Consider the following 22,565-nt stretch of genomic DNA (forward strand, 5'->3'; position numbering starts at 1 on the left):
TCATCCACTCGCGGCGCGCCGTACCGTCAAACGCGCCGATCTTGCTGGCTTGCCGTGGATTCTGCCGCCGCGCGAGGCGCCCACATTCGTTGCCCTCGAACGCTGGCTGCAACGCGGCGGCTTCGAGTTGCCGGCGGGCTGCGTGCAGTCGGTGTCGATCCAGGCGAATGAGACGATGCTCGGCCTGTATCCGTTTCTTGCGTTGATGCCGTTGACCGTGGCACGGCGCGGCACGCTTGCCATCCTGCCGATCGACGGTGCGCGCTTTCTTGAGACGGTGCGGCTCTACTACAGCGAGCCATCGGCTAATCCGGTGCTGACAACGGCACTGGATTGTGTGGCGGCTGTGAAGGCGCGAATTGCGGCATCGTTGAACATGTAGTTCACCGTCAACGCGTCGCTAGTTGGCGCCGCGACGCATGCTTTACTGACAGCAATGCTGGGCTGATTGGCCAGACAGACGGTCGCAACGTGAATATCCAGAATCGTGGCGCCAGGTTAATTTCTGACTAAAGGCACGAATCGCGCGCTTTAGGTAGATCGGTGGCGCAACGTTTTCGCGCGTATCAAAAGAAGTGCTGTACACCAATGCGAAACGCGGCCTGATTGCTGCCCGACGCCGGCGACAAGGACAGCAGCGCCGCCTGGGCGCCACCCCCGGCATGCTGGAACGTCGCTTCAGCGTACAGCATCGTGCGCACGGAAAGGTGGTACAGATTCGAGAGTCCCGCGGTCGTGTAACTCTTGCCTGCGAACCAGGTTCGGTATCCGCCGAGCAAGATCGTGTCGAACGGCGTGACGTTCCAGTCCACGCCGAGTTCCGCCGTTGTCGCGTTCGCGGAATCGGTTTCGCTCGCGATGTGCGCGCTGTCGAGCACCGCATGGAAGGACCACTGCCGGTTAGGCGAATACGTGCCCGCCACGCCCAGGATCCGCGAATCTCTCGCCCTGAATGTCGCGCCGCCCGTGAGATCCTGGCCGAGAAAACTCTCGTAGCCGAGTGACGTATGCAATGCGTACGACTTGTCGCGCGTGTCGCTGTAGACCGCGCCGAGTTGCAGCGCCGACGACTTGTAGAGGAGGGCTGCGCCCACGTAACGGCCCTGTCCCGTCGAAGCATCGCTGAAGCCGTACATCGCGCGTGCCGATACGCCATGCCACGCAACGCTTGCGTATTTTACTGTGTTGTTCACGGTCGTCACCGCGTCGTTGTCGATGTTCGCCGGATGATAGAGGAAGTAGTTGTACTGGACCGCGCCGTTCGCGTTGGGCAGCAAGACATCGTCGGTCAGATCCCACTGCTTGCCGAGCGTCACGGTACCCCACCGGTCGTCGCTCAGGCCGACAAACGCTTTGCGGCTGAACAGCACGCCCGACGAGGCGAGCGCACCGGTATTCGAAAAGAAGCCATTTTCAAGCTGGAAAATGGCTTTGGTCCCGCCGCCAAGGTCTTCCACGCCCTTGAAGCCGAACTGGTCGGGCACGGTGATTGGCCCCATCACCCATGCCGAGCTACCCTTCTCGTTGCTCACGTAGCCGATGCCTTCATCGATGCTGCCGTACAGCGTCACGCTTGATTGCGCGGACGCCACGGAAACACAAGACCAGAACAGCGCAATGGAGAGGAATCCTCTGTTGTTGATTTTCATGATGATTCGATTTGTGGAACAAGAGCAAACGGCGCGGGCGCCGTCAAGGGAGAGGGGGCGCGATTGCGGAGGGTGCTGAAGCGATGCGCGTTCGTCAGAACTTGGTGCGAATGCCGGCAATTACCTGCGCTTCCGATTTCGTGCTGGAAGCAGCCGTCGTCACGATCTGCGCGTATTGGGCGCTGCCGCCCGCGCGCTGATAAAGGCCGACCAGATACAGGTCCGTGCGCTTGCTCAGGAAGTAGTCGACGCCGAGATTCACCTGGTTGTAGTGCGGCTTGAGCGCTTCGGACGATTTCCCGAACGTATAGATATAGGCCGCGCCAACCAGCAGCATCGGCGTGATCTTATGGGTCACGGAGACTTCGACATTGTTCAGGCGCAGTCCCGTGGTATCGAGGTAGTTGAACAGGACGTTCGTGTACGAAAGCGTGGTTTGCACGAAGCCAAAGTCGTAGCCCGCGCCGACGCCGAGGATACGTTGCTTCTCGACCCCAGCGCCGCCGGGACTGGTTGCGAACGGCGAGGTGTAGCCGTACGAGTCGCCGATCGCGCCACCGGTGTTCGTCGAATCCGGACGGTTGTATTGCGACATCGCGGCGGAGAAGCGGAACGGTCCGCGCTGATACGACAGGCCGCCGCTGAAGGCACTGTTGTTGTTGAATGCGCCGGCCTGGTTCGAAAACGCGTACTGCGCCGCGAGTGACAAACCATGCAGGGTCGGTGACACATAGCGCACGGAATTCTGCAAACGCAGCACGTTGAAGATGTTGTCGTTGTCGCCCACGTGTGCGCCATAGGTCGCGAATTGCACGGCGGAAGAGGTCCAGTTCAACTGCTGCGTCATTTCATCGTACTGGCGGCCGAGCGTGATCGTGCCGTATTGCGGCGTGGTCAGTCCGACCCATGCCTGCCGGCCGAACAGGCGACCGCCTTGCGAGGCGCTGCCCGACGTGATGGAAAAGCCGTTTTCCAGCACGAAGATCGCCGCAACACCGCCGCCGAGATCTTCTTTGCCCCGCAGTCCCCAGCGCGAGGGCTGCTGCGGTCCGCTCGTCATCTGCGTGAGGGATTTTCCGCCCGCATTGGAGGAATAACTGATGCCTACCGATATGAGGCCGTAAAGCGTGACGTTGCTCTGGGCGTGAGCGGGGCGTGGGCTGACGACACCAACGCAGACGATGAAAGCCGCTGCGATATGAAGAGGAATCCTTATTGTCAGGAATGTGGCGCGTTGGAATGATTGCATGTCGTTATTGGTTTGGGTATGGGGAAGCGGATCGGCGCGATGTCGCCCGACCGCGGAGAGGGCGCGCGGGGCGCGCCGTACCGGGTGTCACGCGCGGTGGTTTATGCGGAGCGGGGACGGCACAGGCTGATCGCGAGCGCGGCGATGAGACCGGAGGTGGCGAAGGCCACGAAGTTGAGCCGCACGTCCAGATGCGAGGACGCGAACCACGCGCCGAGCATCGGCCCGGCCATCGCGCCGAGCCGCCCGATGCCGACTGCCCAGCCCGTCGCGCTGGCGCGGGCGAACGGCCGGTAGAAACTCGCGATGTAGCCTAGCTGAACCATCGCCACGCCGATGCTGCCGAGCCCGGCGAGCGCCACGAGCGCGTAGTTCGTGAAGACGCCGCCTTTTACGGTCAATCCGCAGATCGCGAGCGCGCCGATCACATAGCCGCCGACAATCGTCTTGCGCGGTCCCAGCCGGTCGCCGACGCGGCCGATCAGAATGCCGCCGATTGCCGACGAGAGCATGAATACCGCGAGAAACGAAAGGCTCGAACCGAGGTCGTAGCCGAGCTTGCGCATGAGTTGCGGCAACCAGGTGCCGAGGCCGTAGATCACGAGCACGGCGGCCACTTGCGCGACCCAGAGGCAAAGCGTCGACCAGAGATTGCCGCGCGAAAACACCTCGCTGAACACGAGCCGCAGCGAAGGCTTGGCCGGCGCTTCGCCGGGCGCCGTATCGAGCGAGGCAATCGAGAGGCCAAGCCGTTCGGCGAGCGCGTCGGCCTCGCGCCGCTTGCCGCTCGCGAGAAGATAGGCGAGCGACTCGGGCAGCATCACGATGAGCGCGGGCACGCCGAGCAGCGGCAGCGCCCCCAGCGCGACCACGAAGCGCCAGCCGTGCGATTCCAGAAACGCGATGCCGATCACCGCCGAGACCAATGCGCCGATCGCGTAGCCGGAATACATGACGGCGAAATTCAGGTTGCGTTTGGCGACCGGTGAATATTCGACAGTGAGCGCCGCCGCCGCAGAAATGACACCGCCAAGGCCCAGCCCGCCAATGAATCGCATGACGCCGAAGAGGAACGGCGTCGTCGCGACGGCGGCGCCGAGCATCGACAGCGAAAACAGCGTGACGCACGCAATCAGCAGACGTTTGCGGCCGATCAGGTCGGTGAGCACGCTGATGAAGTACGAGCCGAACAGCGTGCCGAACAGCGCCGCGCTGCTCATGGCGCCGACTTCAATGGGCGTGAGCTTCCAGACCGGGTCGGCGAGCATCGAGGGAACGATCGTGCCCATGACGCCGATGTCATAGCCTTCGGTGACGATCGTCAGGAAGCAAAGGGCCAGCACACGGCGCGTGGTGCGCGCGGGCGGGTCGAGGGCGATAGCGTGAGGACTTTCGGAGATGGCCGCCATGGGTGACTCATTCGATCGAAACTGCCGGAAAGAATCAGGCAAGCGCCATGCCAGTCCTCGTGCGTGACCTCGCGGCGCGCAATGCGGTGCCATCGCGCACCCCATTCCTTGAGCTTGCCTGCCCGGCGCAGGCCATGGATTCAGTCTGCGCTCGAATAAAGAATGTCATTCCATATTGGTTGCGTCAAAGATTTCAAAAAAGATTTGTGCCTGGTTCGGGAAAATCCCTATGCCGCGCTCGGCGTCTCAGGCGGATTCGGGCGGCGCCTCGCCGAGCAGTAGCGTGGCCGTGAGCTGGGCGATGCGCTGGATGTCGCGATGGTCGCCAATGCGCTGATTAATGACGAAGCCGTCGAAAGCCATCCAGATCACATGCGCGAAGAGCTCGCCGCCGAGCGCCGCGCTGCGCTCCGGCGGCAGCGAATCCTTGAGCAACTGGGTAAGGAAATTCTCCACCGAAACCAGCAGGCTGTTGGGTTTGGCGAGGCCCGCCGGGGCGCTTGCGAGCGCGTCGATCAGCGCGTTCGCGAAGGCGTTGTCGGCGGCGGGAATATCGCCCCAGATACCCTGCAGGATACGCTCGACTTTCTTGCGCGGCCCGTTGAGCAACGCGACTTCCGCGCGCATCCGGTGCAGTTGCTCGATGAGCCAGGGCTCATAGATCTCATAGAGGATGATGAGCTTGGAGTCGAAGTAGACGTAGAGATTGGCGACGGTGGTGCCCGCGAGGCGAGCAATTTCGGTCATCGTCGTCGCCGAATACCCCTTTTCACTGAAGGCGCTGAACGCGGCCGCCAGGATTGCTTCCCGCTTGACGGCTTTTTTAATTTGCGGCAATTGAGGTCTCTCTAGTGGAGTGGCTGTAACCCGATGCGGCCAATTCTATCAATCCGCGTTCGTGCGTCGCCTTTGTCAGGAAGCCGCGGCTTCATTCAGCACCAGCGCAACAATCAACGCAGCGACTGCCTCGATGTCGCGCACGTCGCCAAGACGCCGGTTGATGACAAAGCCGTCGAACGCCATCCAGATCAGGCGCGACAGCATCGCTTCGTCCGCGCACGAAATGCGTGCGGCGGATTCCATTCCGATGGACTCGCGCAGCAGCGCGCCAACCGCGACCTCCATTTCGTGCAGGAAAGCGCTGGACCTTTGCGCAGCGGAACGACGCTGCGCGAGCGCGTCGATCAACGCGTTGGCGAAGTTCGCGTCAGCGCCCGCAATGTCGTGCCAAAGCCCGACGAGCAACCGGCGTAGCCGCTGCTCGGGTCCCGCCTGCGCACGCACCTGCGCGCTCAACGCTTCGAGCTGGTTCCTCAGCCAGGGCCGGAACACCTCATAGAGGATCGCCAGCTTCGAGTCGAAATAGACGTACAGATTGGCGGCCGTCATGCCAGTTGCCGAGGCGATCTGCGCCATCTTCGTCGCCGTGAAGCCTTGCCGCTGAAAGAGTTCGAGCGCGGCCTGCGCAATCTGCTCCCGTTTGTCGCCGTTCATTGCGTCGCCCCCCGTCGCGGGGAGCCGAACCGATTCCCCGCTTCACCCATGGATAAAAAAGCCCTTGACGGGCAAATTTTTCCAAAACAGAATACCATTCATTATTAAACGGTGTTCGTTTTTGAGGTGATGCCATCGTGTCCACGACCTTGTTGTCCCCCGAAGTCCCCGCGCCGGCAGGCACGCTGACCGGCCGCTATCCCGAGCTTGGCTCCGGAACGATCCCGGTCGAGCCGTACATCTCGCCCGACTACTACGAGCGCGAAAAGGAACACATCTTCAAGAAGACCTGGCTGCATGTCGGCCGCGTCGAGGAAATTCCGAAGGCCGGCGACTATTTCGTCAAGGATCTGGCCGCGTGCGATACGTCGATCATCGTGGTGCGCAACCGCCAGGGCGAAATTCGCGCGATGCACAACGTGTGTGCGCACCGCATGAACGAGATCGTCTACGACAAGTGCGGCAACACGCGCAAATTCTTCTGCAAGTTCCACGGCTGGGCCTACGACCTCGACGGCAATCTCACCGGCGTGCCAGACGAGAAATGCTTCTTCGGCCTCGACCGCGAGCAGTTCGGTCTTGCACGCGTGGCGTGCGAGGTGTGGCAGGGCTTCATCTTCGTGAACATGAACCCGAATCCGTCGGTGTCGCTCGCCGATTATATGAAGCCGATGTTCGGCGATATCGAAGGCTATCCGTTCGACAAGATGACCGCGGGCTTCGGCTGGCAGACGGTGGTGAACTGCAACTGGAAGCTCGCGCTCGACGCGTTCCAGGAGGCGTATCACGTCGCCTATGTGCACGGCAATTCGATCGCCGACGCGATCGACAAGACCGAAAACGAAAGCATGCCGCCGCTCGATGCGTTGTGCGGCGAGTTCCATCGCCGTCTCTCGCTAGCGGGCAACCAGAAGTCCGTGTACGGCAATCCGAAAGCTGTGACCGAAGGCGGTGCCGCCGCACAAAACGCGTTGTCCGACGCGGGGCAGAAGCGCCCGATCGCGGCCGCCGCGCTGCGCGCGGGCATCGGCAGCGCGAAGCATGCGTTCCCGCTCGATGCGCTGCCCCCGGGCGTGAACTGGACGAAGAGCCCGAACTGGCTGTTCGACATGAACGTGATCTTTCCGGACTTCTATGTTTCGCTGCGCCCGAACTACTGCCAGGCGTACAACTTCCGTCCGATCTCGCACAACCAGACGCTTGTCGACGCGCGCGTTTACTACCCCGAGATGACCACGCCGGGCGGGCGCTTTTTCCTCGAATACATGAAGGTCGCACTGCGCGACGTGCTACTGGAGGACTTCAGTACGCTCGAGCGCACGCAACGCGCCGCGGAAACGGGCGCCAAGAAGGTGATGGTGCTTCAGGATAACGAACTGCTTGTGCGCCACGCGTTTCACGTCGTCGAGCGCTTGCTCGCGCAAGGCGCCGCCGCTGAAGCCGCTGCCCGTTCCGCTGTCGCGGCCTGATCAGGAGTTTCAACATGAATCCGAACACGAATACTGCGCTGCACGCCCAACCGGTCAATTTCGTCGCGCGCAAGGCGCCCGCCGCGCGAGCGCTGCCGGCCGGCTTCGAATCGCTCGCGCCGTTCGTCGAGACATGGGCGCTCGAAACTGAAACGCTGCGCAACGCACAGCGTCACGCTGTTGGCATGGATGCCATTCTCGCGTTTCGCGACGCGATCCTGCCGCAGGTCGACGACGTCGTGGCGTACCTGAATCGCTACGCACTCGAGACGCTCGACGAGCATCCCGAAGCCAAGGCGCTGATGTACCTGCTGCTCTCGCTCGCCGAGATCGCGCCTGCCATCGAGTTCTACAACCAGCCGGCCGTGATCGACGGATACGAGTCAGCGCGTTTTCGCGCCGACGAGTCCTTCGTCATGCGTCCGTTGCCCTGAGCGCTGTCGGCCGGCGCGTCCGGCCCGTTTTTGAAGGAGCTGCGAAATGGCGAAATGCCGCGTGTTCGGTATCGACCACGGTTTGAAAACCGTCGTCGAAAACGGCCTGTACATGAAAACAATGATGGGCGAGACGATGAGCGTCGCCGTCATCAAGTTCGTCGAACAGGAAGGCACAAACCTGCCAGCGAAGGCGCACGACCACGGCGAGGAAGCTTCGCTTCAGGTGCTCGGCACGTGCTCGATCTTCGAGGTGCGCCCCGGCGTGCCCGACGTGGAGCGCCCGCTCGCGCAAGGCGACGCGGTGATCATTCCCGCGGGTCTTAGCCACTACGGCAAGAACGGCTACGGCCCCGAGGGCGTGAGCATGAGACTCAATATCGTGTCGCCGCCGCGCGCGGAGTACGCCGCGCAGGACGATACGCCGTACTACCCGCTGGCGAACCGATGAAAGGGGGAGCGCAAATGAAATCTGGCGCTGACATGGCGGCCGACGGCATCACCACGCTCGCCGCGGCCACGAGCGTGAGCAATCCGCACGATGCGCGCGCGCAGGGCGAGTTGCTGGCCGCGGAATTTTCGGTCTTCGCTGGGGGCGAAGTGCGCGAGGACCACACCGATGCGCGTGGCGAGGAAGTCGTCGCGATTCTCGAAGGCGAATTCGATATCGATGCGGCGGGCGAACACTATCGCCTCGTCGCGGGAGAGGCGATCCTGATTCCGCAGCGCGAGCCGCGCCGCTTCGCATGCGTCGGCGCGCAGGGTGTGCTTTATCGTGCAGGACTTCGCGCCGGGCTGCCTGGGACCGAATTGCGAGCCGCGCCGCCGGCCGCCGCATGAAGGAGGGCGCATGAGTCACGATCCATCAACCCATAACGCCGCCGCGCATATCATCGTGGTCGGCGCGGGGCATGCGGGCGGGCGCGTCGTGCAGCATCTCGTCGCGCTCGGGTTCGCTGGCCGCATCACGCTGGTCGGCGACGAGCGTCATCCGCCTTACGAGCGCCCGGCGCTTTCCAAGGAATGGCTCACGTGTGAGCAGGAGCCGTGGAGCGAGGAAGCTTCGGCCGCAGTCACATCGACGTCCGCGCCTGCATCGACACTCTCGCTCGCACCCGGCGCGTTCTGGGAAGTGTCGGCGCTGCGCGATGCGCGCATCGACCGTCTGCACGACCGCGCGGTCGCGCTCGACGCCGCGCAACGCGTGCTCACGCTCGCGAGTGGTGCGCAACTGCGGTTCGACCGCCTCGTGGTGGCCACGGGCGGCGCGCCGCGCGACGGCGCGATTCCCGGTGCGCGATTGCCCGGTGTGCATCTGCTGCGCACGATCGACGACAGCGTCGCCTTGCGCCGCGCACTGCGCGAGAGCCGCGGTCTCGCGATTATCGGCGCAGGCGTGATCGGCATGGAGGTCGCCTCGTCGGCGCGCGAACTGGGCGTGCCGGTGACGGTGCTCGAAGCGGGGCCGCGCGTGCTCGCCCGCTGCCTGCCGCCTGTGATGTCCGAGTGGTTGCTGCGTGAGCATCTGACACACGGCGTGCGCGTGGAACTGGGCGTGGCGGTGGAGGAAATCGCCGCTGCCGATGAAGAGCCGAATGGCGCCAGCCAGCCGGGCCGCTATGTCGTGCGTTGCCGCAAGGCGAACGTCGATGCGGCGGGTCTTGCCGCAAGCGCGGGCGCGACGTTCGACGTCGCGGCCGACACGATCCTCATCGCGATCGGCGTTGACTGCACGCCGGCGTTTCTCGACGGCACCGGCTTTGCGGGCCGCCAGGGCGTCGATGTCGACGCCACGTGCCGCAGCCCGCGCGCGCCGTGGCTCTACGCGGTCGGCGACGTCGCGCATGTGCTGGGCGGCGCATCGCCATCTCAGGGGCTGCGTCAGGAAACGTGGCGCAACGCCGAGAACCAGGCGCTCGCAGTCGCGCAGTCGATCGTCGGCGAGCCGCGGCCTTATCGCGAGACGCAGTGGATGTGGACCGACCAGCTCGGCTACAACGTCCAGGTTGTGGGTCAGCCCGATCCGCGCGACGAGGTCGTCATGCGCGGTGCGCCCGGCGCGGGACCGTGCGCGGCGTTCAGCGTGCGCGACGGACGCGTCGTGGCGGGCGTGCTCGTGAACGCGGGCCGCGAGCGGCGCTTCCTCGAAAAGCTCGTCGAAAGCGGCGCGCCCGTGGATCTCGCGCGTCTCGCGGACGCGCATACGCCGCTCAGGGAGCTTGCGCCGTGAATGCGAATTCGATGGGACTCGCGCTCGCGCACGACAACTCGCGTGAGGCGCGCGACGTGACGCTCGCCACGCTGGCTGCGCGCGTGGCACGGCTCGAAGCGATCGAGGCGATTCGCGCGCTCAAGGCGCATTACGGCGCGCTCGCCGACGCGAAGTACACCGACGATTACCGCAAGATCGAAGCCGGCGCGCTCGCCGCAATCGCGCGCCAGCAGGCCGAGTGCTTTACCGACGACGCCGTGTGGGCGGGCGGTGACGGCTTCGGCGGCGACCTCGTGGGCCGCGAAGCCATCGCGCGCTGGTTTCTCACGTCGCCGTGGCGCTTCGCGATGCATTACTACGTGAGCGAGAGCCTGCAGGTGGACGCCGTGCGCGGCGAAGCCGAAGCCAGGTGGCGGCTGATGCAGGTGGCGCTGCGCGAGGGCGAGGGCGCACAGGCGGGCGCGGTATGGCTCGGCGCGGTGACGACCGAGCGCTACCGGCGCGACGCTTCGAGCGGCCTCTGGCGCATCAGCTACATGAAGTTCGACACGCTCCAGATGATGACGCTGGCCGACGGCCCGTTGCCGATCGCCAGAAGTTTCGCGGACCTGGACGCACGGCGCGTCGCCCGCGAGCAGTACAACCCGCGCAACCCGCGAACCCAGGATAGTCAGTCATGACAGAAGTCGTTTCGTCGCCTTGCGCGACCCATACCGGCGCCGATTCGGCGTCACGCTGCTGTGGCGATTTCGTCGCCGGGATCGCCGAGCACGCGTGCGAGGTGTTGCAGAACACGCCCGTCAACGCCGAGTATCGGCACATGATCGTGGCCGCCCCGCCAGGCGCCGCCAACGCGCAGCCGGGCCAGTTTTTCCATCTGGCGTGCCCGCCGGGCGCGTCGGGCTCGACGTTTCTGCGCCGGCCGATGAGTGTCTACGGCGCCGATCCGCTGCTCGGCACCGTCGAGTTTCTCTACAAGGTGCAGGGCGCCGGTACGCAGGGCCTCGCCGCATTGCAGCCCGGCGACACGCTCGACGCGCTCGGGCCGCTCGGCCAGGGCTTCGCGCCGCCGAAGGACGCGCGCCACGTGCTGCTGGTCGCGCGCGGCGTGGGCCTTGCCACGCTCTCGCCGCTCGCCGCGCACGCCATTGCGCGCGGGGCGAGCGTGACGGCGGTGCTGAGCGCGCGCAGCCCGGCGCTCGTGATGTCCGCCGAGCGCTTGCGCGCGGCCGGCGCGACGGTGCATATCGTCACCGACGCCGACGGCAACAGCGATCCCGCGCAACTCGAAGCCCTGCTCGACACGCTGCACGCGCAAAAGCCGTTCGACTTTCTCTCGACCTGCGGCTCGAACCGCCTGCTCGTGCTGCTGCAAAAGCTCGGCAAGGCATGGGGCGTTGCGGGGCAAACCGCGATCGAGCAGCACATGGGCTGCGGCATCGGCTCGTGTTATGCATGCGTGCGGCCGTTTCGCGAGCACGCGCAATCCGAGCGTCTGACGTTCCGGCGCGTGTGCTGGGACGGCCCCGTCTTCGACTTGCAGGAAACGACATCATGGTAGATCTGAGCGTCAAGGTGGGCGCACTCACGCTCGCGAATCCGGTCATGCCCGCCTCGGGCACCTTCGCCGACGGCAACGCGCGCGTGTTCGACCTCAACTGCCTCGGCGCGATCGTCACGAAGACGATCACGGCCGATATCCGCGAAGGCGTGCCGCCGCCGCGCGTCGCCGAATTCAAGGACGCCACGCTGTTCTCGATCGGCATCCCGAGCAAGGGCGCGGACTACTACGTCAACACGACCGTGCCGTTCTACCGGCGCTACACGCCGCCTGTGGTCGGCAGCATCTCCGCGAATTCCGCCGATGAGTTCGGCGAGCTTGCGGCGCGTATCGGCGCGAGCGGCATCGCGGCAATCGAGGCGAACGTCTCCTGCCCGAACCTGAAGAAAAACGGCAAGGCCTTCGGCATGGACCCGGAAGCGACTTTCCAGGTGATCAGCGCGATGAAGGCGAGCACCGGCATTCCGGTGTGGGTCAAGATGACGCCGAACGCGGGCAACCTGGTCGAAGTGGCGCTTGCCGCCCAGGCCGCCGGCGCGGACGCGCTGGTGTGCAGCAACGCGATTCTCGCCATGGCGATCGACGTGGAGACCTTCAAGCCGCGCGTGGCCAATGTGATGGGCGGCCTTACGGGCGCGGCGACCAAGCCGATCCTGCTGCGCATGGCGTATCAGTGCGCCCAGGCCGTCGAGATTCCGGTGATCGGCTGTGGCGGCATCAGCACTGCCGAAGACGCGATCGAGTTCATGCTCGCGGGCTGCACTGCCGTTCAGGTCGGCACGGCGAATTTCGTTTCGCCCACCGCAATGCCGCGTGTGATCGAGGGCATGCGCGCGTTCTGCGAGCGGCGCGGCATTGCACGCATCGCCGATCTGATCGGCGCGATGAAGCAGCATGACGTCATCAACCTTCAAAAGGAGTATGCGCTGTGAAGGTCATTCCCATTGCCTCCGCGTGCACGCGCACGCTGCACGCCGCGCAGGCCGTAGTGGAAGCGGGCGGTGCGACATCCGTGGCTGCCGATGCGTGGCGGCACGTTGGCGCCGTCGAGGCCTGCTTCGACGGTAAGGATTGCCTGGGAGTCACGATCGACTCGGTGAAGGTGGGCCTCTTTCGCATCAACGGCGAGATTCACGCGCTCGACGACATCTGCACGCACGGCAACGCGCTCCTGAGCGAGGGGTTTCTCGACGGCCACGAGATCGAGTGCCCGCTGCACGCGGGGCTCGTGGATGTGCGCACCGGCAAGGGCACGACGTCGCCGATCACGCGCGATACGCGTTGCCACGAAGTGCGTATCGACGACGGCAATCTCTACGTTCGCCTGAGCCGCTGACATGACCGACGAGCGCACTTCACCCATCGCCCGCGCGCCGCACCGCCCCAGGATCGCGGTGATCGGCACGGGCGGCACCTTCGCGATGCATGCTCGCAACCCGTTCGACTGGATCGAGTATTCGGAAAGCGGCGTCGTGCATCCGATCGATACGCTGCTGGCCACGCTCGGCGAACTCGCGCCCGACGTCGACCTGCTGCCGGTCACGTTTCGCAGCCTCGGCAGCGTCGCGATCCGGCCCGCGGACTGGGTCGAGCTTGCGCGCCTGATCCGCAGCACGGCGCAGCGCGACCCGTCCATCACAGGCTTTATCGTGACGCACGGCACGGCCACGCTCGAAGAAACAGCGTGGTTCCTGCAACTCGTGCTCGATATCGCGCAGCCGGTAATCGTGACCGGCGCGCAGCGGCCTGCCAACACCGCGGGCAGCGACGTGCTCGCCAATCTGCGCGGCGCGATCGCCGCCGCGCGCGACCCCGCGAGCGCCGCGCACGGCGTGCTGGTCGCGATGGACGGCGCGCTGTTTGCGGCGCGCGACGTGACGAAGGCGGCCAGTTTCGAGCTTCATGCGTTCGAGTCGCCGGGCTATGGTCCGCTCGCGCGCATCGACGCCGATGCGCGCGTCACCTGGCGGCGCGGCGCGATGCCTCGTTTTGGCGCTGATGCCACGCCGTGGTTTGATCGCGCGCTGCTGGAACCGGACGCGGCGATCGCGCTGCCGCGCGTCGATATCGTGATGTCGTACGCGGGCGCGGACGGCGTCGCCATCGAGAGTTTCGTCGCGGCGGGCAGCAAGGGACTGATCAGCGCGGGGCTCGTGCCGGGACGTCCCTCGGCGGGCGAGGCGAGCGCGTATCGTCAGGCGGTGGAGGCGGGCGTCGTCGTCGTGCAGTCGAGCCGGGCCGCGCGCGGCGTGGTGCCGCCGCAGGCGTTCCTCGCGCGCGACGGGGTGATCGCGGGCGGCGATCTGAGCCCGCAGAAATTGCGCATCGCCCTGATGCTCGCACTCACGCTCCACGACGCCGCGCAGCAACGCGAGCGAATCCAGACGCTCTTGCTGGCGTTGTGACACGATGGCCGAAGCGCCGCGTATTGTCCCGCCACGCTTCGGCACACAAGGAGGTCAATCGAATCATGCAGTTTTCTTATCTCGTGACCTGGGTGGATGCCGACGCGTCGGCGCGCATTGCCGCCGACGATCTCGCGCGCATCACCGCGATCGTCGACGCCACGCCGGCGCTGCGCCGCTCGCGGCTTTACACGCCCGAGTCCGCGGACGACTACTACACACAGGACGGCCCCTCGCCGATCTTCGCGATGCAACTCGACTACGACACGGTCTTCGATCTCGAAGCGCCGATCGCCGCGGGCGGGCATTTGCAGGCGCTCGCGGCCGCCGGTCTGCCGAGCCTCGCGGGTTGCCGTGTCGAGCAGCAGGCCATGCTGCGGCGGCCGTTTCCCGTGGCCGATGCGCATGCGTGCGTGCCGGAAGGCGCATTGCCGTGCCAGTTTCTGGTTCACTATCCGGGCCATGCGATCGACTTCGACGAGTGGATCAACTACTACCTCACACATCATCCGCAGATCATGTTCGACTTTCCGGGCGTGCGCGAGATCGAGATCTTCACGCGCATCGACTGGCTTGATGCGATGCCGTGGACACGCGTCCACTACATGCAGCGCAACAAGCTGATGTTCGACAGCGCGCAGGCGATCACGGAAGCGATGCACTCGCCAGTGCGTCACGCAATGCGTCAGGACTTCGAACAATTTCCGCCGTTCACGGGCAGTAACATCCATCATCCGATGGCGGCCCGCACCACGTACTTTGCCAGGTGAGGCATTTGTGAGCATTGGATTCGGACATCTTGCGCGCATCGGCCATCTCTATCCATCGGGCGGATTGTGCGACTTCGAGATTCAGGCGATGGCGCCCGAGGGGGTGCAGTTCGTCACCACGCGCCTGCCGTTTCGCGACACATCGATCGAATCCGACCGCACGCTGATCGACGATATCGAAACGCATGCGCAACTGCTCGCCGACGCGAAAGTGGATCTCATCGCCACGAATTGCACGGCGGCGGGCGTTGTCAACGGGCCTGAAGCGATCAACGCACGCGTGGAGGCGGCGACGCATATCGCGGCGGTGACGACGATCGAAGCCGTGCTTGCGGCCTGCGCCGAGCTTGGCGTCAAGCGACTCGGCCTCGTAACGGCCTACGGCGAGCACGTGGTGGCCACGGAGAAGACGTTTCTCGCTGCGCGCGGCTTCGAGGTGGTCACGGACGGGAGCCACGCGTGCTCGACGCCTTACGAGCAGGGCACACTGCCCGAGCAAACGTGGCTGGAGCTTGCCACGGCCTTGCCACGCGAGTTCGACGCCGTGCTGATCAGTTGCGCGGGAATCCGCGTGAGCGGCGTGATCCAGGCGATCGAGGACGCGGTGGGGCGTCCCGTCATCACGAGTAATGCCGCTTTGCTCTGGTATTGCCTGAAACGGCTGAGTGTCGGTGCGCGGCCAGTAGGGTATGGCGCATTGTTGGACTGAGCCCATTTTTTTTAGTTTTCGGATTCATCGCACAGGCACCATATCAACCGGCTCTTCCCCTATAGTCCCCAATCGGTTCGACGGGCGAAGATATTCGAATTCCGGCCGACGCTGCATACCGCATTCGCGACAGGACCATGCGGGAATACAGCAATTTTACCGAGTTGCCGACGCCTCGCGCTTCATGTGTCGCTATGCGGGCGCCTCGCCCGGGCCAGACAGCGTACGGAGGTCGAACAATTTGATTTCCGTTGGTTTTGCTAACGTGTTCAACGTATTCTTTGATTCCGCTAGCACACCTATTGAGCGACGGGCGAGCAGGAGCAAGGTGGGGCAAGCGGGATATCGACAGTGCCTCTTGCGATTGCGTGAGGCACTGTCGCGCGCGGGGGGCGACGAGTGGTAACGCAATGTAGGGTACTTTTAATGTTAGCCCTCGGATTACGATGATCCGCACACCGATGTTCGGGACCGCGCTCCGCGTCGTGCACCACGGTCCTCGGTAAAAGTGAGTACGCAATAAACGCCCTTACCTCCTGCGGCTACACGATGCTGAGCGTGTCTTTAACGGGAGTTCTGACTTGTATTCACCTACACTTGTGCACCAAGTGTATTCGCTTCGCACTCGGATTGCGCTTCGTGATATCGGCCTAATCCGACGATTCCGATAAGTGAGACAAATGACAGAAGTGAGAAGTACAGCGCTAGGGGCAGCCATTCGCCGTGGTACTTTTGCGCGAGCAACGTCCCGATCAGAGGGGTCGTGCCGCCCGCGACTGTCGTGCAGAGCTGATAGGCGATAGAGATGCCGGAATAGCGGACTCGGGTCGGGAACGCAGGCGTAATGAAGCCGGCGATGACCGCGTAAATCGCCGACAGAGTGACGACCGCGAACGCGACGCCTGCGACGATCGCAATTGGATTCTTCATTTGCACGAGCAGGAACATCGGGTACGGCGTCAACATTGACAGTATCGCCGCGTACGTGAGGAAACGTGTCTCGCCAAATCGCTGCGCGAGCAAGGCGGAGACGGGTTGCGAGAGCAGTTGGATTATGGTGACGACGAACAGACAGTCGAGGATGAACGACTTGGACATACCAAGATACGTCGTCACATAGGAGATCATGAACGTGTTGGTGAAGAAGAAGCCGGCGGAGCCGATTGTGGTCGCGGCGGCCGCAAACAAAATCGGCTTCCAGGCAGTGCGCAGAACTTCTGCGACCGGGTATGTTGCAACTGCCTGGGTGCTTCGCACTCGCTCAAATTCCGGCGACTCCTTGACGCCAAGACGGATCGCCATGCCGATTATCAACAAGACAAAACTCGCGAGGAACGGCAAGCGCCAGCCCCATGCGAGAAAGCTTTCGTGATCGAGCGACGTTACGGCCCGGAATGCGAGAATCGACAGGATCAAACCCGCCGGGCTGCCCATCTGTGGGAAGGAGGCAAAGAACGTCTTGCGGCCCTGCGGCGCGTGTTCGCTGGCCATCAACACGGCGCCTCCCCATTCGCCTCCGACCGCGATACCTTGCAAGATTCGCAGTAACACCAGCAGGATCGGTGCCCACACACCAATGGACGCGTAGCCGGGTAGCAGGCCGATGGCGGTCGTCGCAACGCCCATAAGGAACATTGTGAGCAGGAGCATCTTTTTGCGACCCACTCGGTCGCCGAGGTGCCCAAACACAGCTCCGCTCAAGGGCCGCGCGACGAAGCCGACAAAAAACGTGCCGAACGACGCCATGGTGCTCAGAAAATGGTTACTGCTCGGGAAGAATACGTCTCCAAGCACGAGCGCAGCGGCCGTGGCATACGTGTAGTAATCGTAGAACTCGACGGCGGTTCCGATAAAAGCCGCCGTTGCGGCGCGTACCGGCTGCGAAGTGGTGGTTGGGGCTGGGTGAGACATGGGCTGTCCTGTTGGTCGTCTTGCGGCGCGAAGTGGCGGCACTGGACGTGATGTTCACGACACAGCTAGTTGGTTTATCCCTCGCCGATATGCGTATGTAAAATTCTGGTCAATAATCGAGAGCATTAGCGTTGCTTATGCTTCCTGCGTGCCCAGCCGCTGACGGACGTGCAGGGATTCCTCGTAGCGCTCGAGAACGCGTCGTGCGTTGTTCGCGTCTGGCGCGTCGATCCAGCCGCTCGTTCTGCGATCACCGATTGTGGTCTGTTCGCGATGCGCGTCCAGTACCGCTTGCGCCCCACATGCGTCCGCCTCGGATGGAGTTAGGGCTTGATTGATTGGATCGACGTGATCGAGGAACACTGCACATTTCGACCGGAAGCCAAGTTGTGTCGATGTCTCGAGGTCGAGAGCAAGAACATCGGTCGCGCGGTAGGTGCACGGCAGGTCGATCGGCTTGCGACCGGCCGCGATGCAGTCGATCAAGAAGCGGCTGCGCGCGTGTAGCAATTCGAGTCCACCGGGCGTGCGGCGCGCGCCCAGGCTCGAGGCGAGGTCTTCGACCGCGAGCATTGCATACCGTATGCGCGGGCTTGCGTTCAGTATCGCTGCGAGATGAACCAGCCCGCGCGCTGATTCAATCGTCGGAACTATCTCTGTCGCCTCGTGGCGAATGCCGTAGCGGGCCTCCAGTTGGGTAAGCGCTTCGGCGAGCACCGCAATTTGCTCGGGCGTTTCCGCATGCGGAAGGAAGATGGCGCTCGGCCGTCCCGCCATCACGCCTTCGAGATCGGCGTAACCGTCGTGCTCCAGCAGGTTGATGCGGACGGCGCCGACCGCGCCGCAGGTAGCGGCGTCGGCAAGTAGTGCGACGATACGCTCGCGAGCGGCCGGCCGATCAGTAGGAGCGGTCATTTCCTCGAGGTCGGCAACGATCACATCGGCTTGTGATTGGAGCGCGGCGGCGTGTGCGGCAGTATTCGCTCCAGGTACAAAGAGCCACACGCGTCGCAGCGCGGCAAGCGGGCGGGCAGAATAGGGTGCAGGCATTAACTGACGATCTCGCAAAAGGACTGGTGGCGCCACGAATGACGGAGTGAGTAGTGGGCTAATGGCGCTTTGGAATAGTCACACCGCCGCAGCACGCTCAAGCATCGCGTGCAGCAAGACATCCGCACCGCGCGCGACGTCAGTCGGGAGCGCATCTTCGGCTTCATTGTGACTCAGTCCCCCGACGCACGGGATGAAGACCATGGCCGTCGGGCAATACTTCGCGAGATGGATTGCATCGTGCCCAGCGCCGCTGATAATGCGCTGGTTCGGGTAGTCGAGGGCGTCGACCGCGCGCTGCACAGCGTCGACGCAGGCCAGATCGAACGGGGTCGCGGGGCTGACCCAGTGCTGGCTAATTTCAACGCTGACGCCTCGACGTGTGGCTACCGAGCCGAACCGCGCGCGGACCTCGGTCTCCATGTCAGCAATTGCACTGTCGTGTGGATGGCGCAGGTCGACCGTGAACGCAACATCGCCGGCAATCGTATTGCGCGATGCGTTAGGGATCTGCCATTCGCCGATTGTTGCCAGGCCCTGCGGGAAGAAGTCCACGACGATGGATTCGAGTTCGCCGGCCATGTCAGCTGCAGCGAAGAGTGCGTCCTTTCGGTACTGCATTGGTGTCGTACCCGCATGCGCTGCCTGACCCGTGACGCGTACATCGAGCCAGCGGATCGCTTGACCGCCCGTGACGACACCGACCGGCACTCCGCTTTCCTCGAGTACAGGCCCTTGCTCGATGTGCGCTTCAAAATAGGCATCGAATACGGTGCCAGGGACCGCGCGCTCGCCTGCATAACCGGAAGCACGAAGTGCCTCGGCGACGCTAGTTCCAGCTGCGTCGCGCGATTCGAGCGCGGAGTGGAGCGCCATGGCTCCCGTGAACGCAGCCGACCCAAGCATAGCGGGCGTAAAGCGCGCGCCTTCTTCGTTGGTCCACACGACGATTTCCAGCGGTCGTTCAGTTTCGATGCCAGCGTCGTTCAGCGTGCGTATGACCTCGAGCGCAGAAAGCACGCCGTACACGCCATCAAAGCGGCCGCCTTCAGGCTGCGTATCCAGGTGGCTACCGCTGGCCACAGGGGCCGCGTCTTCACTGCGGCCGGCGCGACGTGCGAACAAGTTTCCAACGCGATCGACGGACAGCGTGAGCCCCGCGTCTCTGCACCAGGTCTCGAAGAGTGCGCGTCCTGCCGTATCTGCTTCCGTCAGGGCGAGGCGGCGTACGCCACCTTTCGCGGTTGCGCCAACTTTTGCCATGTCCATGAGGCTCTGCCAGAGCCGGTCTGAATTGATCTTGAGCATCATCAGGGTTCCGTTTGTTTGGCCTTGAAAGGGCGGGGGTCGTCATGACGTCTTTATCGGAAATTCAAAAAAATTAGTCCAATTTCTAATTCTTATCCTGAGTATAATTTTCAAGAATACTTAAGTGCGTGAGAGCTACCGTGAGCAAAGACCGTCCCGACACCTACCTGAACGACCGACTCGACTGGAACTTGCTCCGTACCTTCCTCGCCATCGCGCGAGAGAAAAGTGTGAGCCGCGCTGCCGTGCGTCTCCATCTCACACAGCCTGCCGTGAGTCAGGCGCTGCGCAGGCTCGAGGAGCAACTGAACCTGCGACTCGTCGATCGGCACGGGCCTCGAATTGCAGTGACGCAGGCCGGCATCGAAGTGCAGAAGATCGCGGAAGACATCTACGGCACAATTTCGCGACTCACGCTTGCCGATGTCGACGCCGATCACGACATCTCCGGCACGGTACGGATCGCAATGGTGAGCGGCGTTGATTTCCCCGCATATGACGACTTCCTTGCGGAGTTTCACCGTAACTTTCCGCGCATCGAATTCGAAAGTCAGGTGATGCGAAGCGCGGACGTTGTCAACAGCCTGCAGCAGAAGGCGTCGACGATTGGCCTGACGCCGCGCCGCGCGCTGCCAAAGCGAATCGATGGCCGAATATTTCAGCGAGAAAGGTATGCGCTTTTCTGCGGCAGGCACCATCCTCTGTTCGACCGCGACGACATCAGGCTCGACGAACTCACGGGTCAACCATTCGTTTCGTTCTCTGGCGACAAGCTCGGTGACCATATGTCACTGCTAACGATCTTCCGTGACGAAATGGGCCTCACGGGGCCCGTTATCGCTACGTCAGCGAATATGGCCGAGGTCAGGCGCTTCATTTTTTCGGGGTTCGGCATCGGTTGTATGCCGGAACACATTGTCCGCAATGAAGTCGCACAAGGTCAGTTTCGACAGTTGCCGCCGGAAGGCGGCGTCGCCGACGTCGATATCCATTTTCTCTGGGCAGAGGACCGCAGGCTGAGTGCAGCTGAGTCTGCCTTTGTCGATGCACTAAACGCGTTCCTCGACGAACAGGCAGCCCCGGTTGGGAAGTCCTGAGAGTGAGCCGTCGGCTCAATAGCCGCGCGCGACGTCAACCACGTTGCTTAGCGGTTCACCGTCCAGCAGCCGACGTACGTTCTGCGCAACCTGCAGGCCAATCGTGTCTGAGCTTGCGACTGACGCCATGTGTGGCGTGACGATCAGGTTTGGCACACGCCACAGAGGGTCGTCGACCGGAAGCGGCTCGACCGGGAATACGTCGACTATCGCACCGCCTAGCTGCCCACTACCCAGTGCTGCAGCGAGATCGGGTACTACAAGATGCTCCCCGCGTCCGACGTGAATCAGCTTCGAGCCGGGTTTCAGTGCACCGAATGTTGCCGCGTTCAGGATGCCGCGCGTTTCGCTCGTGAGTGGCAGCAGGCAGATGAGAATGTCGGTGTCCGCGAGAAACGTGTGCAGGCCGGCCTCGTGCTCGAAAATCTCGACACCGGGAAGCGCGCGCGCCTGCCGCGCCCATCCACGTACCGTAAAGCCAAGCTGTCGAAGATCGAGGGCGACGCGCCCACCGATTTCTCCGAGCCCCATGATGCCGACCTTGCATTCGGAGGGGTGAGCTTGAGCTGGACGAAACCAGCGCGCATCGCGCTGGTTGCCCAGTACCAGGTCGAGTCGTCTATGGAAATGTAGTACGCCCCAGGTAACGAATTCGCTCATGCCGCGTGCGTGCTGGGGGTCGACGACTCGACACAACGGTAGCGTTGGCAGCGCGGGATCCGCAAGGATGTTGTCTACGCCGGCGGCGATACTGTGGATGAGTCGCAGGTTCGGCATCGAGGCGAGCGCGCCATGTGGTGGATCCCAACAGGCGACGATTTCCGCGTCAGCGGCGCCGGGTTCGTCGTGCAAGACGACCTGCAACCAGGGGGCGGCGCGCTGGATTGGGTCGACAAGATGGGACATGTCGTAGCTTTTGCTAAGGAGTGCGATGGTTGTCATGAGGAAGAGGGCATACACCGGTGCAAGGCACCAGTTCGTGACGGATAGAATCAGCTTCGGTAGTCGGACGTCGGATCGTCAATCAGGCGGAGTGCCGCGCGCCACGCAGTCTCTGCGATTTCGGCTGAATCGTCGCGCTTGAACTGACCAGCCGTGCGCCGGCAGACGTCAGGCGTTGGGACGATTAGTTTGCAACCGCCTGCCATTGCCTGTACCTGTGCCTGGCACGCGCGCTCGAGAAAGTAGATTTCATGGAACGCCTCGGCGGCTGTCGCGCCTCCCGCGAGCAGGCCGTGATTACGGAGAATCATCGCCTTATGCAAACCGAGGTCGTGCACGAGGCGCTCGCGCTCTTCGAGGTCGAGGGCTATACCTTCGTAGTCGTGGTAGGCGAGGTTATCGTAGAACTTCAACGCATGCTGACTGATCGGCAGAAGACCGCGTTCCTGGGCAGATACCGCGATGCCGGATGCCGTATGCGTGTGCACGACAAAATGCAGGTCGGCGCGTGCAGAGTGGATGGCAGAGTGGATTGTGAAGCCCGCCGCGTTCACGCGAAAGCGCTCGGGATTGTCTCTTGCGCGTTCGTCGACCACGTTACCGTGCGCGTCGATTTTTACCAGATCCGACGCTCGCATCTCATGGAAAAGTATGCCGTAGCGGTTGATAAGGAACGTCGGAGTGTCTCCTGGCAAGCGTGCGGAAATGTGCGTGTCGATCATGTCCGTCATGCGGAAATGCGCGACGAGGCGGTAGAGCGCAGCAAGGTCGGTACGGATTGCCCATTCCTCGGGCGCGTAGTCATGCGTGCCGGTATTCGAGTGCGTAGCTTCGAGGGATTCCATCAGTGGCTCTCTTTGTTCGTGCGGATGGGGTTGGGTAGTTTTCGCTCAGTC

24 protein-coding genes are annotated in these 22,565 nt (G+C 63.3%); 14 read left to right on the forward strand and 10 right to left on the reverse strand.

Going from position 1 to position 22,565, the window contains the following annotated elements:
* Positions 1-382, forward strand: a 382-nt coding sequence (locus U5A65_RS35620) for a LysR substrate-binding domain-containing protein (protein WP_321935630.1), incomplete at its 5' end; no start/stop codon positions are given.
* Between the two features lie 184 nt (positions 383-566).
* Here the strand turns inward: U5A65_RS35620 and U5A65_RS35625 are convergent.
* From U5A65_RS35625 to U5A65_RS35645, 5 genes are all read right to left on the reverse strand, one after another.
* Entirely contained in the window at positions 567-1,649 is a 1,083-nt protein-coding gene (locus U5A65_RS35625; protein ID WP_321949183.1) for a porin, read from the reverse strand.
* 94 nt (positions 1,650-1,743) lie between these two features.
* Positions 1,744-2,898: a porin gene (locus tag U5A65_RS35630; RefSeq protein ID WP_321949184.1), complete on the reverse strand. Its 1,155-nt coding sequence runs from the start codon at positions 2,896-2,898 to the stop codon at positions 1,744-1,746.
* A 101-nt stretch (positions 2,899-2,999) separates the two neighbouring features.
* Entirely contained in the window at positions 3,000-4,307 is a 1,308-nt protein-coding gene (locus tag U5A65_RS35635; protein ID WP_321949185.1) for an MFS transporter, read from the reverse strand.
* 246 nt (positions 4,308-4,553) lie between these two features.
* Positions 4,554-5,054, reverse strand: a complete 501-nt coding sequence (locus U5A65_RS35640) for a TetR/AcrR family transcriptional regulator (RefSeq protein ID WP_321949186.1) — start codon at positions 5,052-5,054, stop codon at positions 4,554-4,556.
* A gap of 165 nt (positions 5,055-5,219) precedes the next feature.
* Complete coding sequence (locus U5A65_RS35645; protein WP_321949187.1) at positions 5,220-5,801, reverse strand: TetR/AcrR family transcriptional regulator; 582 nt, start codon at positions 5,799-5,801, stop codon at positions 5,220-5,222.
* Between the two features lie 137 nt (positions 5,802-5,938).
* Between U5A65_RS35645 and U5A65_RS35650 the strand changes: the two genes are divergently transcribed.
* The 12 genes from U5A65_RS35650 (at position 5,939) to U5A65_RS35705 (ending at position 15,361) form a co-directional block, all read left to right on the forward strand.
* Positions 5,939-7,270, forward strand: coding sequence for an aromatic ring-hydroxylating oxygenase subunit alpha (locus tag U5A65_RS35650; protein WP_321949188.1), 1,332 nt, complete (start codon positions 5,939-5,941; stop codon positions 7,268-7,270).
* A gap of 14 nt (positions 7,271-7,284) precedes the next feature.
* Positions 7,285-7,704 (forward strand): hypothetical protein, encoded by a 420-nt coding sequence (locus U5A65_RS35655; protein ID WP_321949189.1) that lies wholly within the window; start codon positions 7,285-7,287, stop codon positions 7,702-7,704.
* 46 nt (positions 7,705-7,750) lie between these two features.
* Positions 7,751-8,155, forward strand: a complete 405-nt coding sequence (locus tag U5A65_RS35660; protein WP_321949190.1) for a cupin — start codon at positions 7,751-7,753, stop codon at positions 8,153-8,155.
* A 14-nt stretch (positions 8,156-8,169) separates the two neighbouring features.
* Positions 8,170-8,544: a cupin domain-containing protein gene (locus tag U5A65_RS35665; RefSeq protein ID WP_321949191.1), complete on the forward strand. Its 375-nt coding sequence runs from the start codon at positions 8,170-8,172 to the stop codon at positions 8,542-8,544.
* A 10-nt stretch (positions 8,545-8,554) separates the two neighbouring features.
* Positions 8,555-9,934, forward strand: a complete 1,380-nt coding sequence (locus U5A65_RS35670; RefSeq protein ID WP_321949192.1) for an NAD(P)/FAD-dependent oxidoreductase — start codon at positions 8,555-8,557, stop codon at positions 9,932-9,934.
* Positions 9,931-10,596, forward strand: a complete 666-nt coding sequence (locus tag U5A65_RS35675; protein WP_321949193.1) for a nuclear transport factor 2 family protein — start codon at positions 9,931-9,933, stop codon at positions 10,594-10,596. The genes U5A65_RS35670 and U5A65_RS35675 overlap by 4 nt, the downstream gene beginning before the upstream one ends.
* Complete coding sequence (locus tag U5A65_RS35680; RefSeq protein ID WP_321949194.1) at positions 10,593-11,477, forward strand: dihydroorotate dehydrogenase electron transfer subunit; 885 nt, start codon at positions 10,593-10,595, stop codon at positions 11,475-11,477. Before U5A65_RS35675 ends, U5A65_RS35680 begins: the two co-directional genes overlap by 4 nt.
* The gene (locus tag U5A65_RS35685) at positions 11,471-12,409 is read left to right on the forward strand and encodes a dihydroorotate dehydrogenase (protein WP_321935617.1); all 939 of its coding nucleotides are present in this window, start codon (positions 11,471-11,473) and stop codon (positions 12,407-12,409) included. Before U5A65_RS35680 ends, U5A65_RS35685 begins: the two co-directional genes overlap by 7 nt.
* Positions 12,406-12,813, forward strand: a complete 408-nt coding sequence (locus tag U5A65_RS35690; protein ID WP_321949195.1) for a non-heme iron oxygenase ferredoxin subunit — start codon at positions 12,406-12,408, stop codon at positions 12,811-12,813. The genes U5A65_RS35685 and U5A65_RS35690 overlap by 4 nt, the downstream gene beginning before the upstream one ends.
* A gap of 1 nt (position 12,814) precedes the next feature.
* Positions 12,815-13,882: an asparaginase gene (locus U5A65_RS35695; RefSeq protein WP_321949196.1), complete on the forward strand. Its 1,068-nt coding sequence runs from the start codon at positions 12,815-12,817 to the stop codon at positions 13,880-13,882.
* Positions 13,883-13,947: 65 nt separating this feature from the next.
* Positions 13,948-14,652, forward strand: a complete 705-nt coding sequence (locus tag U5A65_RS35700; RefSeq protein ID WP_321949197.1) for a hypothetical protein — start codon at positions 13,948-13,950, stop codon at positions 14,650-14,652.
* Between the two features lie 7 nt (positions 14,653-14,659).
* On the forward strand, positions 14,660-15,361 hold the full coding sequence (locus U5A65_RS35705) for an aspartate/glutamate racemase family protein (RefSeq protein ID WP_321949198.1): 702 nt from the start codon (positions 14,660-14,662) through the stop codon (positions 15,359-15,361).
* 591 nt (positions 15,362-15,952) lie between these two features.
* On the opposite strand, the gene U5A65_RS35710 is transcribed toward U5A65_RS35705, so the two are convergent.
* The 3 genes from U5A65_RS35710 to U5A65_RS35720 all read right to left on the reverse strand — a co-directional run bounded on the left by U5A65_RS35710 (position 15,953) and on the right by U5A65_RS35720 (position 19,630).
* Complete coding sequence (locus U5A65_RS35710) at positions 15,953-17,272, reverse strand: MFS transporter (RefSeq protein WP_321949199.1); 1,320 nt, start codon at positions 17,270-17,272, stop codon at positions 15,953-15,955.
* A gap of 135 nt (positions 17,273-17,407) precedes the next feature.
* Positions 17,408-18,322: an HpcH/HpaI aldolase/citrate lyase family protein gene (locus U5A65_RS35715; RefSeq protein WP_321949200.1), complete on the reverse strand. Its 915-nt coding sequence runs from the start codon at positions 18,320-18,322 to the stop codon at positions 17,408-17,410.
* Positions 18,323-18,400: 78 nt separating this feature from the next.
* The gene (locus U5A65_RS35720) at positions 18,401-19,630 is read right to left on the reverse strand and encodes a Zn-dependent hydrolase (protein ID WP_321949241.1); all 1,230 of its coding nucleotides are present in this window, start codon (positions 19,628-19,630) and stop codon (positions 18,401-18,403) included.
* 140 nt (positions 19,631-19,770) lie between these two features.
* Here U5A65_RS35720 and U5A65_RS35725 point away from each other — a divergent pair, with 140 nt between their 5' ends.
* The gene (locus U5A65_RS35725; RefSeq protein ID WP_321949201.1) at positions 19,771-20,727 is read left to right on the forward strand and encodes a LysR family transcriptional regulator; all 957 of its coding nucleotides are present in this window, start codon (positions 19,771-19,773) and stop codon (positions 20,725-20,727) included.
* A 15-nt stretch (positions 20,728-20,742) separates the two neighbouring features.
* Here U5A65_RS35725 and U5A65_RS35730 read toward each other — a convergent pair whose 3' ends face one another.
* Complete coding sequence (locus U5A65_RS35730; protein WP_321949202.1) at positions 20,743-21,669, reverse strand: glyoxylate/hydroxypyruvate reductase A; 927 nt, start codon at positions 21,667-21,669, stop codon at positions 20,743-20,745.
* A gap of 50 nt (positions 21,670-21,719) precedes the next feature.
* A complete protein-coding gene (locus U5A65_RS35735; protein ID WP_321949203.1) occupies positions 21,720-22,514 on the reverse strand; it encodes a class II aldolase/adducin family protein in 795 nt (264 codons plus the stop codon).
* Positions 22,515-22,565 lie beyond the last annotated feature (51 nt).

The organism is Paraburkholderia sp. J10-1 (assembly GCF_905220165.1).
Lineage (GTDB): Bacteria > Pseudomonadota > Gammaproteobacteria > Burkholderiales > Burkholderiaceae > Paraburkholderia.